Annotated in this window: 13 protein-coding genes and 1 pseudogene; 11 read left to right on the top strand and 3 right to left on the bottom strand. The window is 65.8% G+C overall.

Annotated elements, in window-relative coordinates:
* Window positions 1-49: 49 nt before the first annotated feature.
* Window positions 50-847, top strand: a complete 798-nt coding sequence (locus NIBR502772_RS21695; protein ID WP_141141767.1) for a GPP34 family phosphoprotein — start codon at window positions 50-52, stop codon at window positions 845-847.
* 188 nt (window positions 848-1035) lie between these two features.
* Here the strand turns inward: NIBR502772_RS21695 and NIBR502772_RS21690 are convergent.
* A pseudogene (locus NIBR502772_RS21690) lies at window positions 1036-1898 on the bottom strand (glycogen debranching N-terminal domain-containing protein); the annotation flags it as partial.
* A gap of 238 nt (window positions 1899-2136) precedes the next feature.
* Here NIBR502772_RS21690 and NIBR502772_RS21685 point away from each other — a divergent pair.
* Entirely contained in the window at window positions 2137-2775 is a 639-nt protein-coding gene (locus NIBR502772_RS21685; RefSeq protein WP_141141766.1) for a GPP34 family phosphoprotein, read from the top strand.
* Between the two features lie 51 nt (window positions 2776-2826).
* Here NIBR502772_RS21685 and NIBR502772_RS21680 read toward each other — a convergent pair whose 3' ends face one another.
* Entirely contained in the window at window positions 2827-4263 is a 1437-nt protein-coding gene (locus NIBR502772_RS21680) for an MFS transporter (RefSeq protein ID WP_141141765.1), read from the bottom strand.
* Window positions 4264-4418: 155 nt separating this feature from the next.
* Here NIBR502772_RS21680 and NIBR502772_RS21675 point away from each other — a divergent pair, with 155 nt between their 5' ends.
* From NIBR502772_RS21675 to NIBR502772_RS21645, 7 genes are all read left to right on the top strand, one after another.
* The gene (locus tag NIBR502772_RS21675) at window positions 4419-5573 is read left to right on the top strand and encodes an ROK family transcriptional regulator (protein WP_141141764.1); all 1155 of its coding nucleotides are present in this window, start codon (window positions 4419-4421) and stop codon (window positions 5571-5573) included.
* A 59-nt stretch (window positions 5574-5632) separates the two neighbouring features.
* Complete coding sequence (locus NIBR502772_RS21670) at window positions 5633-6709, top strand: extracellular solute-binding protein (protein WP_141141763.1); 1077 nt, start codon at window positions 5633-5635, stop codon at window positions 6707-6709.
* An 85-nt stretch (window positions 6710-6794) separates the two neighbouring features.
* Window positions 6795-7892 (top strand): ABC transporter ATP-binding protein, encoded by a 1098-nt coding sequence (locus NIBR502772_RS21665; RefSeq protein ID WP_141141762.1) that lies wholly within the window; start codon window positions 6795-6797, stop codon window positions 7890-7892.
* A complete protein-coding gene (locus NIBR502772_RS21660) occupies window positions 7889-9640 on the top strand; it encodes an iron ABC transporter permease (RefSeq protein ID WP_246848628.1) in 1752 nt (583 codons plus the stop codon). Before NIBR502772_RS21665 ends, NIBR502772_RS21660 begins: the two co-directional genes overlap by 4 nt.
* A gap of 21 nt (window positions 9641-9661) precedes the next feature.
* Window positions 9662-11182 (top strand): lyase family protein, encoded by a 1521-nt coding sequence (locus tag NIBR502772_RS21655; protein ID WP_210412340.1) that lies wholly within the window; start codon window positions 9662-9664, stop codon window positions 11180-11182.
* Window positions 11179-12099 (top strand): carbohydrate kinase family protein, encoded by a 921-nt coding sequence (locus NIBR502772_RS21650; protein ID WP_168223596.1) that lies wholly within the window; start codon window positions 11179-11181, stop codon window positions 12097-12099. The genes NIBR502772_RS21655 and NIBR502772_RS21650 overlap by 4 nt, the downstream gene beginning before the upstream one ends.
* Before the next feature lie 124 nt (window positions 12100-12223).
* The gene (locus NIBR502772_RS21645; RefSeq protein ID WP_246848834.1) at window positions 12224-13162 is read left to right on the top strand and encodes an amidohydrolase family protein; all 939 of its coding nucleotides are present in this window, start codon (window positions 12224-12226) and stop codon (window positions 13160-13162) included.
* Window positions 13163-13254: 92 nt separating this feature from the next.
* On the opposite strand, the gene NIBR502772_RS21640 is transcribed toward NIBR502772_RS21645, so the two are convergent.
* On the bottom strand, window positions 13255-14265 hold the full coding sequence (locus NIBR502772_RS21640) for a LacI family DNA-binding transcriptional regulator (protein ID WP_246848833.1): 1011 nt from the start codon (window positions 14263-14265) through the stop codon (window positions 13255-13257).
* 168 nt (window positions 14266-14433) lie between these two features.
* Here NIBR502772_RS21640 and NIBR502772_RS21635 point away from each other — a divergent pair, with 168 nt between their 5' ends.
* A complete protein-coding gene (locus NIBR502772_RS21635; protein ID WP_141141758.1) occupies window positions 14434-14640 on the top strand; it encodes a hypothetical protein in 207 nt (68 codons plus the stop codon).
* Entirely contained in the window at window positions 14627-15331 is a 705-nt protein-coding gene (locus tag NIBR502772_RS21630; protein WP_141141757.1) for a nucleoside/nucleotide kinase family protein, read from the top strand. The genes NIBR502772_RS21635 and NIBR502772_RS21630 overlap by 14 nt, the downstream gene beginning before the upstream one ends.
* Window positions 15332-15417 lie beyond the last annotated feature (86 nt).

Genomic DNA, 15417 nt, shown 5'->3' with positions numbered 1-15417 from the left:
CTTGTAAATCCTCATTGTGGTGGGCGCCCAATAGGGCCACCATGTTCGTATGGACGCTGAAACACCGAAGGCCGCGGAGCTGAACCTTCCCCAGGCCTTCCTTCTGCTGGCAACGAACGACATGAACGGCAAACCCGAAGTGCCGGTGTTCGCACTCAGGACCACTGTGGCAGGGGCAATACTGGCCGAGCTGGACCTGATCGGTGCGATCGAGCTGCAGGGGAAGCGCGTCAGGGCCACCGGCGACGCCCCGCAAACAGACTTCCAGCGCGAGCTCGAAGTCATCCGCGGCAAATCCCGGCCCCACAGCCCCAAGGGTTGGGTGGGCATGCTGGAGGGCCGCGCCGTAGTGCAGCGTGTCTACGAGGGCATGGCGTCACTGGGCATCGTGGAACATGTCGGCGAAAAGCACCTGGGCCGGTTCCGGGCCGCGCGGTACCCGGAGAAGGACCACGCTCCGGAGGCGGCGCTCCTGGAAAAGATCCAGGCCGCACTCAGCGGCCCGCCGTCCGATCTTGAGCCGCCGGATACGACGGCGACCGATACCACGGCGACCGACGCCGGCTCTGATGCGGGGACCAGTGATGCCGCGTCCGATGCGGGGGCGTCCGAGGCCACGAAGCCAGCTGCCGGGGCGACTGATGCCAAGCCTGATTCGAAGGCGCCCGATGCCAGGACCATAGTGCTGATCGCCCTGCTTCAGGCGGCCGGAATGCTGGGCAAGCTCTTCCCGGCGGCAGATCTGACCCGGGCAACTGAGCTGTCGAAGGACTATTGGCCGTCCCGCGCGGTAGAGGACGAACTTCGGATGATCAGACTGGCGGAGCAAGAAGCCGCGAACCTGTGATAAATCGCTAGGCGCGGTCGCGCCGCGCTTCCGTTCGGCGCGAATCGGCCTGCGCTACGAGTTCACTCATCCACGGACGGTGCCCGCGGTGGAACGCCATCCCTTCCGGCAGTCCCTGGACGGAAGGGACGGAATCGGCAATGTCGATGGTGATCCGGCGAGCTGCTCCCGGCTGAACCCGCAGAACAGCTCGACGTCTCCAGCCGGACTTCGTGGAGGATCTTGCCCGGTTCCTGCCAGGGTCTGCAGCGTGCCAAGGGCCAGGGACGGGTCAACCGGCATCGCCATGACTGAAGCCCACAGCGAGTCGCGGCCGAACAGTGTCATGAACCAGGGTGCGCCGGCGGCCACCACGACACGTTCCGGATGATCGGGGTCCTCGATCCGAAGGGCACCTAGATCGTCGTAGCTGCGCCGCAGGGTCCGTTCGATGGACCGGTTTCCCATCTGGAGCACCGGAATCTTGGCCACCCATTCCTGCCGGCGCAGGTCCCGGGGCGACAATCCGTTCGCGTCGGGATGGACGAATGCCGCCGCGGGGCTGTCTCCCTCGGTGCTGGGCGCCACGGTCAGGACGGTGCTCCAGTGGCCGTGCGGCGGGATGGTCACCTTGTAGGTGAGGGCTTCCGGCGTTATGTCTGCTACGCGTGCCTGGATGGCGACGCCCTTCCGGACGTCCTGCCAGACGGCGCGGATGGTGAGCGTGCCGCCGTCGGCCTGGCGCGTTTCGTCCCAGCGCCGCTGGATCCGTGCCTCTTTCACCTCGAAGAGGTCCGCGAAGTCGGCCTCGACCGTCAGAGCGGGGAACCCGCCCGACAAACAGCGCCCGGTACGGCTCCTTCGTCTCCGCCGCCAAAGGTTCAAGCGGCTGGCCATCAACGGTCAGACTCCAGCCCGAGAGGATGCGGGCATCCTGCACGAAAAGACCATGCGGATGGTCGGCATTGATGTCCCCGTTCGGCAAAGAAATGCAGAAGGACGATCCCTCGACCAACGTGACCGACCCGGCCCCCAGCGGGCCGGCCGCCGTGTCAGCATTCCATCCAGCCACCGTGGCCACCTCCAAGAACCTAGCGAGGGTGCCGTTTGCCTGTCGGTCCCACGGCTGCCGGCACCCGCCGTTTCTCCAAACGACGCTACGCTTGCTGGCTCCCCTGCGCTACGGCCAACGCGGGGTCACTTTTGGCCCGATATGTGCCCGTAATTGGGCAGTAAGTGACCCCGCGTTGAGCGTTAGTGCCGGAGAATCACCGTTGTGGTGGGCGCCCGGTCGGGTCCACCATGATCCTATGGACGCTGAAATACCCAGGGCGGAAGAGCTGAACATTCCCCAGGCGTTGCTCCTGCTGGCGACCAACGACAAGGACGGCCAGCCCGCCGTTCCACATGTTGTGCTCAAGGTCGCTTTGGCCGGGGCGATACTGGCCGAGCTGGACCTGCTCGGCGCCATCGAGCTGCAGGGGAAGCATGTCAGGGCTACCGGCGCCACCCCGCAAACGGATTTCCAGCACCAGCTGGAACTCATCCGGGATACGTCGCGACCGCACACTCCCAAACGGTGGGTCTCGATGCTGGAGAGCCGCGCTGAGCTGCACCGTGTCTATGAGGGGATGGCGGCGCTGGGCATCGTGGACCACGTGGGCGAACGGCACCTTGGCCTGTTCAGGACCACGCGGTACCCGGAGAAGAACCACGCTCCTGAGGCAGCGCTGCTGAAAGGGGTCGAGGCCGCGCTCAGGGGTGGAGCCTCCGATCCGCGTACCACCGCACTGACCGCGCTGCTCTACTCGGCGGAGCTGCTCGGGAAAATCTTCCCGGCAGCGGATCAGGGCCATGCGAGGGAACTGGCGAATGACTATTGGCCGTCCCGCGCGGTGGCCGGCGAGCTCCGCATGATCAGGCTGGCGGAGGCGGAAGCCGCAACGTAGGGAACCGGACGACGGCGGGAGGTCCCGCCGTCGTCCGGTTTCTGTAAGTTCCTACTTATCCGGAGGGGGCGATTCCGCCGTCTCCGGCGCCTCGGCAGCTGCCTGCGCATACGTCGCCGAGACCCGGCGGTAGACCGGGGTCAGGAAGGCCAGCAACGCGGCGGCGATCATGATGATGCCGGCCACCAGGAACACCAGGGCGATGCCGCGGGAGACGCCCTCGCCGAGCAGCGGAGCCAGCTGGGCAGCGCCCTCCGTGGACCGAGCGTACGGGATGATCCAGACCTGGGCGATCGGCGCGATGAGGAACGCGGTGATCGGCGCTGCCGCGGACTCGAATGCCATGGCGAATCCGAACACCCGGCCCTGCCGCGGCAACGGCACCACCCGCTGGATGACCGTCTGTTCGGCGGCCTCCACGAAGGGGATCAGGACCATGTACAGCCAGATGCCGGCGATGTAGAGCCACGCCCACTCCCGCACCGTGAACACCGCACCGAGGACGCCCATGACGACCACCGCGATGAGCATGGTGCGCAACGGGTTGGCCCCGAGCCCGAACTTGCCGATCACCGCGCCACCCAGGATGAACCCGGTGGCGCCGACTGCGAAGACGGTTCCCCACAGTTCCACCGGGAACATCTCCAGGCCGTACGGATCCATCAGCGCCATGTAGACGCCGCCGATGAAGTTGTTGAACGTGGAGAACAGGATCAGCGCGAACAGCCCGGCAATCGCCAGCACTGCGGCGAGGGATCCGCGCAGGTCGAACGTGCCGTGGGCGTCCGTGGCGGCCACCCGCACTTCCTCGGGCATGCGCAGCGTGAGTAAGTGCGCGAAGGCCAGGGCCGTCAGCACCAAAGCGACGACGATCGTCCACCCCATGCCAAGCAATCCCACCGACAGCCCCGAGAGCACGGAGGTGACGATGAATGCCAGCCCTTGCACCATGCCCACCATCCCGTTGGCGTTGGCCCGCCGGTCAGGCTCGATAAGGATGGTGACCGTGGTGGAGAGGGCAATGTTCCGCATGTTTTCCACCACCGCACCGATCAGGATGATCATGGCGAAGACCCAGAACCACGGCAGTGTCAGGTCCAGCATGCTGGCGGCCGGTGTTAGTAGGAACATCACCCCGGACAGCACGAACATCACCAGCGTGAAACCGGCGGCGAAGCGCATCACTGCCAGCTTCCGGTAGCGGTCCACGTAGGTGCCGAAGCTGATGCTGGAAAGGGCGATCAATAGCATGTACGCGCCGCCGATCACCCCGGTGGCGATCACGTTCCGCGTCTCCAGGTACACCCAGAACGTCAGGGCGAACCACAGGTAGCTCGTGGTGATGTTGGCGAGGGCGGTGTTCACCAGGATCCCCGCGAACGTGCGGGACCGCTGCGCCGGAGTGCGTAAGGACGTATCGATGGCGTCGGCATCGGCCGGGCCTGCAGCCGCTGCGACGCCGGCCGGGGCCGGTTCGTGCTCGGTCATGCGTCCCAGTTTACTGACAACCGACGCTCGTGGACACGGTCACCGCGGTGTACTTTCGGCGCGGGCACCTACGCAAACGGACGACGGCGGGACGTCCCGCCGTCGTCCGCCGCCCACCCCTTGCGCTCTTACTTTATTCGCCGTATAAAGTAAGTATGTTACCTGGATCACAGCGCGACGCCCCGACGGGGAGGGATGCGCTGCGCAGAATCCGGGTCAGCGCCATCTTCAGCACCCTGCTGGAGGCGGGTCCCCTGGCCCGGACAGACCTGGCGCACCGGACCGGTTACAGCCCCTCCACGGTCACGGGCATCGTGCAGGACCTCAGCGACGCCGGCTACCTGCGGGTTGTGGGGCAACAGGAATCGACCGGCGGCCGGCGGCGGACGCTGATCGAGCTCAACCGCTCCTCGGTGACCATCGCCGTCGTCGGTCTCCGTGGCACCCGGATCTGGTGCGCCCTGGTGGACCTGGACGGCAACCGCCTGGATGCCGCTGAACAGGATTTCGATCCCGCGGACCCGGTGGGCAGCACGGCGAGTACTGTGATGTCACTCCACCGTCGGGCGGTGATACCGCCCGTTCACGTGGTGGTGGCACTGCCCGGCGTCGTCGCCTCCGACGGTTCCGTGGCCCTGGCGCCCGCGTTCGGCCCCGTTGCCCACCTTCGCCTCGTGGACGAACTCGAAGCCGCAACAGGGCTCCGCACCACGGTGGAAAATGACGTCAACCTGATCGCCCTGGGGGAGCGGGTGGACGGCGCGGGCAACGGCGTGGAGGACCTGGTCCTGATCCATGTTGCCGAGGGCATCGGCGCGACGATCATCGCCGGCGGAGAGGTCCTGGAAGGATCAAGCCGTTCCGCAGGCGAAATCGGCTTCCTTCCGCAGGGTTTGGCGGCCAGCCCGCGCGGGGAACGCGGAGACTACGAACGGCGCTGGACCGCCGCCGGCATCCGCGAGTCCGGCGCGCTGCTCGGTCTGTCGCTCGCTGAGGAAACGGTGGTGGAATCCCTCTGCAGCGCCGATTCGCCGGCGGCTGTCCGGCTGCTGGATGACGTTATTCAGGCCTGGGCTTTCGCCGCCATCATCTGCGTTTGCGTCGTCAACCCCGCACGCGTGATCTTCTCCGGCGACGCGGTCCTCCTGACCCGCGATGCGCGGGAAAAGCTCCGCGGCACGGTCCAGAGGTCAGCGCCGTCCCTGACCGAAGTGGTCTTCGCCGAGCTCGGACAGGCGGCAATCCTGCATGGCGCCATCGCGAAGGTGGTGAAGAGCCCCGCGACCCTCTTCACCGAGGTCGCCGGATGAACGAACCACCAAGTTTTTCTGTCCAACCATCAGCCACACCAAAGTACTAGGAGAAACCAATGACGTTACGTCCATTGCGATCCGCGCTGCTAGCTGGCGGCCTCGCACTCATGCTTGGAATGTCTGCCTGCGGACTCGACTCTCCCAAGCCCTCCGGAACGTCGGCCGGTGCCGAGGACACCGGGACCCTGACCATTTACACGGCACGGGACAAAGCCCTCGCTACCGAGGTGATAGCAGATTTCGAAAAGGCCAACCCGAAATACGCGGGCAAAGTCCAACTGCTGACATTGGGCGCCCAGGAGGCCCTGGAACGCGTCAAGGCCGAAAAGTCCAACCCGCAGGGCGACATCTGGTGGGGCGGCACTCAGCAGCAGATGCAGCAGGCCGCTGCCGAGCAGGTCCTGTCTCCTGCGCCGAAGGACGTTATCGACGCCGTCCCCGCCGGACAGCGCGACGCTGACGGTGTCTGGGTAGGTGAGATGAAGCTGGCCGAGGTCATCTTCTACAACAAGGACATGCTCACCGCCGACCAGGCTCCCAAAGACTGGGACGACCTCATCAGCCCCGCGATGAAGGACAAGATCGCCATCCGCGACGTCCTGGCATCCGGCACCATGCGCAGCATTTCTGCGGCGATGATTGACCGCCAGTTCGACGCCGCGGGCAGCCCCGACGCAGGCTACGAGTGGCTCAAGAAACTCGATGCCAACACCAAGGTCTACGCCGCCAACCCGACGGACCTCTACCTGAGGATCACACGCCAGGAAGCTGCCGTGACTGCCTGGAACCTGCAGGATGTCATGCTGCAGATCAAGAACCAGAAGGCCCCCTTCACTCCAGTGGTGCCTGCATCCGGTGCGCCGATGCTCATTGACGGTGTGGCAAAGATCAAGGACGGACCGTCTCCGGCCGGAGCGGACGCCTTCCTGTCCTTCCTTATGAGCAAGGATGAACAGACCAAGCTGTCCGAGACGTACTTCCAGATCCCGACGATCTCACTGCCCAAGGAACCGGCCTGGCTGGCCGACCTGGACCTGAAGGAAATGAAGGTCAACTGGGAACGCGTCAACAAGAGCGAGCCCGAATGGAGCGCTTACTGGGCCGCGAACATCAAGGGCCAAGGCAACAAATAGTACCGCGCACGGCGGGGCGGCCACCGGCTGCCCCGCCGGACACGCCGCCCCGCCAGCACACAACTACCACCCCTGTGGAGCAGCCATGACACGCGTCTTCCTCAACGCCATCAGCAAGCAGTACCCGGGGGCCAAACCGGCGGTATCGAACCTCACGGTCACCATCGAGGACGGCGAGTTCTTCACCCTGCTGGGTCCCTCCGGCTGTGGCAAGTCAACAACGCTGCGGATGGTGGCAGGATTCATCCAGCCTTCCAGCGGAAGCATCCACTTCGGCGACAAGGACGTCACCAACACGGCACCCAACAAGCGGGACACCGGCATGGTCTTCCAGAACTACGCCTTGTTCCCGCACATGAGCGTCCGGGGAAACGTTGCCTACGGCCTGAATGCGCGCAACGTGCCCAAGCAGGACAAGAACAGGCGGATCGACGAGGCGCTCGCCCAGGTGGGACTCCAGGAGTTCGGCGACCGCCGGATCGACATGCTTTCCGGCGGGCAGCAGCAGCGCGTGGCTTTGGCCCGGGCCCTGGTGATCCGCCCGGCGGCCCTGCTGCTGGACGAGCCGCTCTCCAACCTGGACGCGAAGCTGCGCGAGGAAACGCGTACCGAAATCAGGTCCACGCAGAAGGCGGCAGGCACCACGTGCCTCTACGTCACCCATGACCAGGCCGAGGCAATGGCGATGAGCGACCGCGTGGCGGTGCTTAACGAAGGCGAGCTCCACCAGGTCGGCTCTCCCCGCGAGGTCTACAACCGCCCCGCCACGGCCTTCGTCGCCAGATTCATCGGCCGCTCCAACGTGCTGCCCTGTACCGTGCTGGGTGTGGACGGCGGCGCCGACGGCGGCTCCGTCAGCATCAGCCTGGCCGATGGCACCGTTCTCAAGACACCCCGGGTGGAGGGGTCGATATCGGCCCGGGTCTCCGCCGGGGACAAGGCCGCGGTGTCGCTCCGGCCGGAATCCATCGGCCTCACCGTCAGCCAGGGGAAGGAGACGGCGGGCCAACTCGCCGGGAGGGTCCTTACCGCCGAGTTCACCGGCGCCGTCAATATCTACGAGATCGACTGGCACGGCGAGCAGATCGTTGTTTCTGCGCCGGACACCGTGGACCGCGCCGAACCCGGGGACCTCGTATCGATGGCACCGCACCAGGACCGCGTGTGGCTGGTGGAGCCGTGACGGTCACCGTTCCGAGGCTGCGGAACCGGTCCTCCCTGACGTCGTCGGACCGGTTCGTCTACTTCCTCGCCGCCCCGGTGGTTCTGGTGCTCCTGGTGTACATCGTGGTGCCGATGCTGGCCACCGCCACCACCAGCGCCGAGAGCGGAGGGAGCGCCTACAAGGGATTCATCAACGGCTCATCCGCCACGGCGCTGGGACTCTCGGTGGGCATCTCGGTGGGATCGGTCCTGACCACCGGTGTACTCGGCACGGCGCTCGCCGTCCTGTTGTCGCGCTTTGATTTTCCGGGCCGCAGGGTGCTGCGGCTCTTCGCGCTGCTGCCCATGGCGCTGCCTCCGCTGATCGGCGCCGTGTCCTTCTACTTCCTGTACGCCGAAAGCGGCATTGTTCCGCGCTTTCTGGAGCGCTACTTCGGCGCCGACGCCGCGGCCGTCTCCGCCAACGGCGTCTGGGGCGTGCTCCTGGTCCACACCATGACCATGTACCCCTATTTCTACCTCGCCGTCTCCTCGGCGCTGGCCGGATCCGACGCGTCCATGGAGGAGGCGGCGCTCAACCTGGGCGCGAGCCGCTTCCGCATGTGGCGCACGGTTCTCCTGCCCATGCTCACCCCGGCGCTGGTTTCCGGAACGCTGCTGACCTTTATGGTCTCGATGGCATCCTTCACCGCGCCCCAGTTCTACAACGTGCAGACCCTGACCATGCAGATCGTCGCCTCACGAACCAGCGGCGCGTACGATGTCGCCGCGGCCCAGGCGGTGGTCCTTTCCGTCGTGTCAATCTTCTTCCTGCTGGCCATGCGCTGGTACGAAAACCGGCGCCTCCACCGCGGTTCCTCCAAGGGAACGCCCCAGGCCGTGAAGGTCCTGCACGGTGTGCTGCCCCGCACCCTTGCCGGGGTCGGATCGTTGCTGCTGGTCCTGTTCCTGATGGCGCCGCCGGCCACGATCGCCCTGCTGTCCTTCACCGTGGACGGGTCGTGGACCACACAGATCCTGCCGCCGGACTACACCCTGGACAACTTCGCCCGGATCTTCACGGACCCCGTCACGCTGCGCCCCATCCTGGTCAGCGCCCAGATGTCCTTCGTGGCCATGATCGGCTGCATCCTGGTCGGGGTCCTTGCCGCCTGGGTGGTCACCCGGTGGAAAGGCCCGGGCAGGGGTTTGCTCGATGTGATGGTGATGCTCCCGTGGGCACTCCCCGGCACCGTCATCGGCGTCAACATCGTCACGGCCTTCGCCACCCCGGGCCCGTTCAATCTCGGCCAGGTACTCATCGGATCCCTGTGGATCCTCCCGGTGGCCTATTTCGTCCGCTTCCTGGCCCTGGTGTTCCGCTCCGCCAACGCGTCGCTGGCCCAGATCGACCCCAGCGTCGAGGAAGCGGCACGGAACCTTGGCGCGGGTCCCTGGCGTGCCCTGCGCACCGTGACGGTGCCCCTGATGTCCCGCGGCATCCTGGCCGGTGCGCTGATGGCGTTTATCCAGGGCTTCGGTGAGTACGTGGCGTCCGTGGTGGTCTACCCGGCACGCTTTGCGCCGCTGTCCGTGGAGATCTACAACCGCATCTACTCCAACGAGTTCGGCACGGCCGCGGCCTACGGCACGCTTCAGATGGCGCTGATCCTCATCGTGCTGGTCATCGCCCAGCGGCTGGAGACACCCCGCCGCGACAGGAAGGCACGGGGCGGGCAGCCCGCCGGTGCGCCCCTTAGTCCCGTTATGGCCCCCACACCCACCTGATCCATGGAACCGGAGATACGAATGAACACCCCCACCGATCCGTCCATGCCGCGCCCCGACCTCAAGGACCAGGAAAACCTCAGCATCTACTGGGACAACCACCTGCGGGACGCCTTCTACGAAGCAGCACCGCACATCTACCCGGGCATGGTCGAAGCAAGCCTGGCCCACGTCCTGATGCTGACCCGGCAGGGCATCCTTCCGCGTGGCCGGGGGGAAGTCCTGATGAAGGGGTTGCTGACCCTGTGGGCCAGGACCGAATCGGGCGAACAGGCTTACGTTTTCGATGGCAGCGTCGAGGATCCGTATTACTTCCTGGAGCAGCAACTCGCCGCCGAGTGCGGGATCCCAACCTCCGAACTCGACGTCCAGCTGGCCAGGAGCCGGAACGATCTCGACGCCGGCGTGTTCCGGATGGTCCTGCGGCGCCAACTGCTGGACCAGGCCGCCCTGGTGGTCCAGGCAGCCAACGACGCGGCCGTGCAGGCCGCCGCGAACGCAGACAGCCTGATCATCGGGTTCACCCACCGCCGCCCCGCCCAGCCGACGACGATCGGCCACGTCCTCGCCGGTCTCTCCGAAGCGATGCTCAGCCAGGCAAAGGAGATGCTCAGCATCTACGACGAGCTGAACGTTTCGCCGCTGGGATCGGCCGCGTTCACCGGCACCGACCTGCCGATCGACCCGCTGATGGTGGGCGAGCTGACCGGCTTCGATTCCAGCTTCACCTCCAGCTATGAGGCCGTGGCGGGAGCGGAACACTTCATGCGGCTGGCCGCGGTCCAGGCCCGCATCACCGCCACCGGCGCCCGCTTCGCCCGCGTGCTGCTTGAGTGGATGACCTTCAAATGGGTGGAAACGCCAACCGCCTACACCCAGGGCTCGTCGATCATGCCGCAGAAGAAGAACCCCGTGGTGCTGGAGCACATGGTGTCCATGGCCGGTGTTACCGCGGCGGACATGGCAGCCACCTACGCGAACATCGGCTCGGCCTGGTACGAGGACTCCAACAACGCCACCACTGATGTGCAAAAGCACTTGTGGCGCGCCGGGGAACGTGTGGTCCGTTTTATGCGGATGATGGACGGGCTGCTGCTGGACCTGAAGGTGCTCCAGCTGCCGGACCGTGCGGAAATCGTCGCCTCCGGGGCCACCACCACCGCCGTTGCGGAGGCGCTCGCCGCCCGGGGAATCCCGTGGCGGACGGCCCACGACGTCGTCGGCCGGCTGGTGCGCGCCGACGCGCCGGCGGACTGGACCGCGGACGGGGTCGCGAAGGCCTTCGCGGATGCCGGCATAGACGCCGGCCTTGACGAGGAGCTGGTGGCCACGACGTTGAGCGCCGGACAGCAGCCGGAACTGATCCTTGCCCGGACGCAGGACGGAAGTCCCGGCAGCGAGGCCGTGCGGCGCAACGCCGCCGAGTCACGGCAGCGCGCAGACGATTTCGGCCGTGATGTCCAACGCAGACGGAGCCAGATTGACTCGGCCAGGGAACGGCTGATGGCAGCCGCCGCGGACGCAGGAAGAGGCCATTGGTGACTGATGGAATCACCATCATCGGGAACACCAATATCGATGTTGTGGTGGCGGACACCCGGGACCTGCCCGAGCCGGGAACCGAGCGCGTGGTGTCCTCGGTTTCCCTCCGGCTGGGCGGTTCGGCGGGAAACTTCGCTGTCCGGTGCGCCGGCCTGGACTTCCCCACCATCCTGGTCAGTCGCGTTGGCGACGACACGTCGGTGATGGTCCTGGAAGCGGAGCTCCGGCTGCCGTCGCTCCAGGCGCGGCTGCTTCGGACCCCGGGTGAACCCAGCGGCATCACCGTTGCCGTGGAGGCGCCGGGGCGCGACCGTGCGTTCATTTCCTCCCTGGGCGCCATGGCGTCGATGACTCCTGACGACATCACTGAAGACATGCTTTCCAGCAGGTACGTCGCCCTGGCCGGCTACTTCCTGCTGCCCGGGATGCGCGGCCCCGCGTCGGCGGAACTGTTCGGACGGGCCGGACTGTCGGGCGCCCGGACGGTATTGGACACCGGCTGGCCGCCGGAGGGGTGGACCGCGGCCACGCGGCAGGAAGTGCTCAGCGCCCTTGCCCTGGTGGACATCTTCCTGCCCAACGACGACGAACTGCACGGCCTCATGGATGACGGGAACACCGAACGGGCCGCCCGCCGGTTGTCCGTGACCACGAATACGCTCGTTGCGGTCAAGATGGGCGCCCGCGGCGCCGGCCTGGCCTCCCCTGACGGGGGATGGTCCGCCCAGCCGGCGGCACGCGTTGACGTGGTCGATTCAACGGGGGCGGGGGACGGGTTCAACGCGGCATTCCTCGTGTCAGCGGCACGCGGCGCAGTCTGGCCGGACGCCCTGGCATCCGGGGTCGGCTACGCCACCGAAATGGTGGCCACCGCGCCGGAACGCCGGGCCGCCGTCGTACTTCAACCGCGACACTGAGCTAGAGGGGAATCCCAGTGCAAACAGACATCGTCAACGGCCGCCCCACCGTCCAGGGGCTTTCCATCATCGACTTCCACCTGCATTTCCGGATGCCCCACGACCCCTTGACCCGCCCCGCTCCCTGGCGGGCGGTCAGTTCGGGCCGGACGGCGGCGCCGACGACAGAAGCGGCTGCGAGGAATACGACGCCGGCCAGGCCGCCCGGTCCGCCGCCGTCGCCCGGACCTCTGCCCAATGGCGCCGGAGCTGGGACTTCGCCGACCCCGAACCGTTGTCGGCGGACGCCGGCTGGGAAGCGGAAGCGGACCGCTGGACCAGGGAGCTGGCCGACAACGGGATCGAGCACGCCTCCTTCGTGACCGCCGGCGGGAACGACGCCATGGTGGAGCTGGTTGCCCACGGCGCCGGAAAGTTCCTGGGCCTGGCCGCGATGGCTGACCCGTTCGCGCCGGGAGCTGCCCGGGAGTTCGAAAACGCAGTGGCCCGGGGACTCCGAGGCCTGAAACTGTTCGCGCCCCTGGCATCGGCGCGGATGGACGATCCGGGGGCAGACGCCGTGTGGGACGTCGCGTCCCGCCGCAACGTCCCCGTCCTGATCCACTTCGGCCACTGTGGATCGGCGGGCGGCATCGCGCAGAATGCGTACAGCAACCCTGCGAGCCTCGAACGCGCGGCCAAAAGATACCCGGAGATCACGTTCGTGATCCCGCACTTCGGAATCCAGCACGTCCAGGAGGTGCTCTTCCTGATGTGGGCCTGCCCCAACGTGGTGGTGGATACGTCCGGTTCCAACCAGTGGGTCAGGTACATGGCGCAGCGGCTGACCCTGGAGGACCTTTTCCGCCGTTTCTACGAAACCATGGGATCCGAACGCATCATCTTCGGCTCGGACTCGTCGTGGTTCCCGCGCGGTTTCGCGCGGCGGTACCTCGTGGACCAACTCAGGATCTGCTGGGAAATGGGAATGCCCGCTGCCGGGCTTCAGCAGATCTTCGGCGGAAATGCCGCGCGGCTCCTCAAGCTGGACGGCTGGCGGCCCGCCTCAGTGGGGCCGTACTAGACGTCAGCGGACGACGGCGGGAGGTCCCGCCGTCGTCCGCTTCCTGACGGTATCTGTCGATGGAAAAGACAATCCGGTCGGAGTGAAGGGCGTCACACTGCGGCTGAAGTTGCCAGGACAGCTCCGGCCGGCCGGCACGACTGGCGTTCGATCAGCCTGACGGGAATGACGTTTTTGCGCCGGAACCTCTTGTCGGGCGTCGCGATTCGGGCGAAAATTCGCTCGGCAGCAACGCGTCCGACCTGGCGAGGATTTTGATCAATGACTGAAACTGAGGGTTGGAGGACATCCGCCATGGGAAAGTCGCCAAAACTGATGAGCGCAATGTCGCTTCTTTTCAAAGCCTGAAGGGCTGGGAAAACGCCTGTTGAAAACCGCGCGTTAGAGGAGAAGATGGCCGTCGGCGCATCGCGCAGCGCCAGTAGGGTCTTGCAGACTTGGGCGGCAGCGTCCGCGTCGCGCGACCCAAGCACAATCAGTTCCTCGTCGACGCCCAAACCGGCATCATCAAGGGCGGCACGATATCCTTCCAGGCGCAGTCTCGTGGTGGGGACGTCCGGTGAGTCTCCGACGATAGCGATGCGGCGGTGGCCGTGGGCGATGAGGTGCTGCGTCGCTTCGAAGGCCCCCCCGAAGTCATCTTCGACGAAGTAGTCGGCGTTGAGCTTGGTGGGTGTGCGGTCAATGAAGACGATGGGGAAGCTGTCCTGCCACCGTGCGAGGTAGGACTGATCGGCTGCGATCGGGGCGATGATGAGGCCGTCGATCTGGCGGCGGACCGTCGCTTCGATGATGCTTTGCTCCAAGGACGGGTTGTCCCCGAGGCTGGTCACGACTATGGCCATGTCGTGTTCGCGTGCTGCCAGCTCAATTCCCTTCGTGACGGCAGCGAAGAAGGGGTCGGCGACGTCAGGCACAGCGATGCCAATGACGGCGGATTTGCCCTCGCGGAAGGTGCGCGCGAGCATGTTCGGCACGTACTTGAGTTCTCGCATGGCCGACTGAACGCGCTGCCGCGTGTCTTCCGTGACGTGCGGGTCGTCGTTAAAAACCCTGGAAACCGTCTTGGCACTCACTCCGGCGCGCGTGGCCACATCCTGCATCGTAGTCACGTTCGGCTCCTTCTTTGTTCGCTGGGCACACCCTACAGGCTGGGCTGTTCGAATGCGGGAGCGCCTCTACTGCTCAGGATGTCATCGGTGACAATCAGCTGCCCACCCCATCCTGCCCGATGTCCGCAGCAACTTCAAGCAACTCATGTCATCGATGACATGAGTTTTTCAGTTTCCCTTGACATCGATGACATGGGCAATCTAAGTTTCTGTAAGGCAGGTCACAGCGAGTTCCTCGAAGCCGAAGGTTCGAGCCATTCGATGCAGACCTGTGAGTTTGATTCAGGTCAGCGCTTCAAGGGTGTAGCAGCAGAGCTTCTTCACCGTGGCATAACCAACGGAGGAGACAGTGATGAACACCGCTGAAGTTCGGACACCGGTTTCCCAGCGAGAAGCCGAGCATCTGACTTGCACCTTGGACGAGCTGATAGGGCGGGCCCGCACTCTCGCGGCCAGTGGAAACCGTCGCATCCTGGGCATTACGGGAGCGCCTGGTGCAGGAAAGTCCACAGTGGCGCAGGCTATCGCCGATGCCTTGGATGGCCAGGCCGCCCGGGTCGGAATGGATGCTTTCCATCTGGCGAACGGAGTTCTTGCTGCACGTGGCTCGACGGACCGCAAGGGCGCTCCGGACACATTTGACCCCTGGGGATTTGCCAACCTGCTGCGCCGGCTCAAGACGAACGGCGAGCCGGTTGTTTACGCCCCGATGTTCGATCGCAGCCTGGAGGAATCCATCGGCTGCGCGATCCCTGTGGCCCGCGAGGTGCCGCTGGTCATTACCGAAGGGAATTATCTTCTCCTGGACGCCGAGGGCTGGCGGGAGAGCCGGGCGCAGATCGACGAGGTCTGGTTTCTGAACCTCAGCGACGACGAGCGGCAGCTGCGGCTGCTCCGGCGCCACGAAGCCTTCGGAAAGCCGCCCGCGGAAGCAGAGGCGTGGGTCCTGGGCAGCGACCAGAGGAATGCTGCGGTGGTTTCTGCTACCCGGGAACGCGCCGATTTGATCATCGACCTGAGCTACTCCGACAGCCGTGAAACCTTCACGAAGGCCTGAATGAAGAGGAAGACAGAAGTGACAGCACAACGAAGTGTCTCCGGCTGCATGGCCGGGGCCGCCGCATTCGTCCCGTACCAGCTGAC

Origin of the sequence: Pseudarthrobacter sp. NIBRBAC000502772 (assembly GCF_006517235.1) — a bacterium.
Taxonomy (GTDB): domain Bacteria; phylum Actinomycetota; class Actinomycetes; order Actinomycetales; family Micrococcaceae; genus Arthrobacter.
This window is presented reverse-complemented; position numbering and strand designations above follow the sequence as displayed.

Excerpts from the sequence above, each read along its gene's own strand:
- NIBR502772_RS21635 (WP_141141758.1), top strand. The coding sequence starts at position 14,434 with ATGAGTTTTTCAGTTTCCCTTGACATCGATGACATGGGCAATCTAAGT.
- NIBR502772_RS21675 (WP_141141764.1), top strand. The coding sequence starts at position 4,419 with ATGTTACCTGGATCACAGCGCGACGCCCCGACGGGGAGGGATGCGCTG.
- NIBR502772_RS21630 (WP_141141757.1), top strand. The coding sequence starts at position 14,627 with ATGAACACCGCTGAAGTTCGGACACCGGTTTCCCAGCGAGAAGCCGAG.
- NIBR502772_RS21680 (WP_141141765.1), bottom strand. The coding sequence starts at position 4,263 with ATGACCGAGCACGAACCGGCCCCGGCCGGCGTCGCAGCGGCTGCAGGC.
- NIBR502772_RS21640 (WP_246848833.1), bottom strand. The coding sequence starts at position 14,265 with ATGCAGGATGTGGCCACGCGCGCCGGAGTGAGTGCCAAGACGGTTTCC.
- NIBR502772_RS21665 (WP_141141762.1), top strand. The coding sequence starts at position 6,795 with ATGACACGCGTCTTCCTCAACGCCATCAGCAAGCAGTACCCGGGGGCC.
- NIBR502772_RS21670 (WP_141141763.1), top strand. The coding sequence starts at position 5,633 with ATGACGTTACGTCCATTGCGATCCGCGCTGCTAGCTGGCGGCCTCGCA.
- NIBR502772_RS21695 (WP_141141767.1), top strand. The coding sequence starts at position 50 with ATGGACGCTGAAACACCGAAGGCCGCGGAGCTGAACCTTCCCCAGGCC.
- NIBR502772_RS21685 (WP_141141766.1), top strand. The coding sequence starts at position 2,137 with ATGGACGCTGAAATACCCAGGGCGGAAGAGCTGAACATTCCCCAGGCG.
- NIBR502772_RS21655 (WP_210412340.1), top strand. The coding sequence starts at position 9,662 with ATGAACACCCCCACCGATCCGTCCATGCCGCGCCCCGACCTCAAGGAC.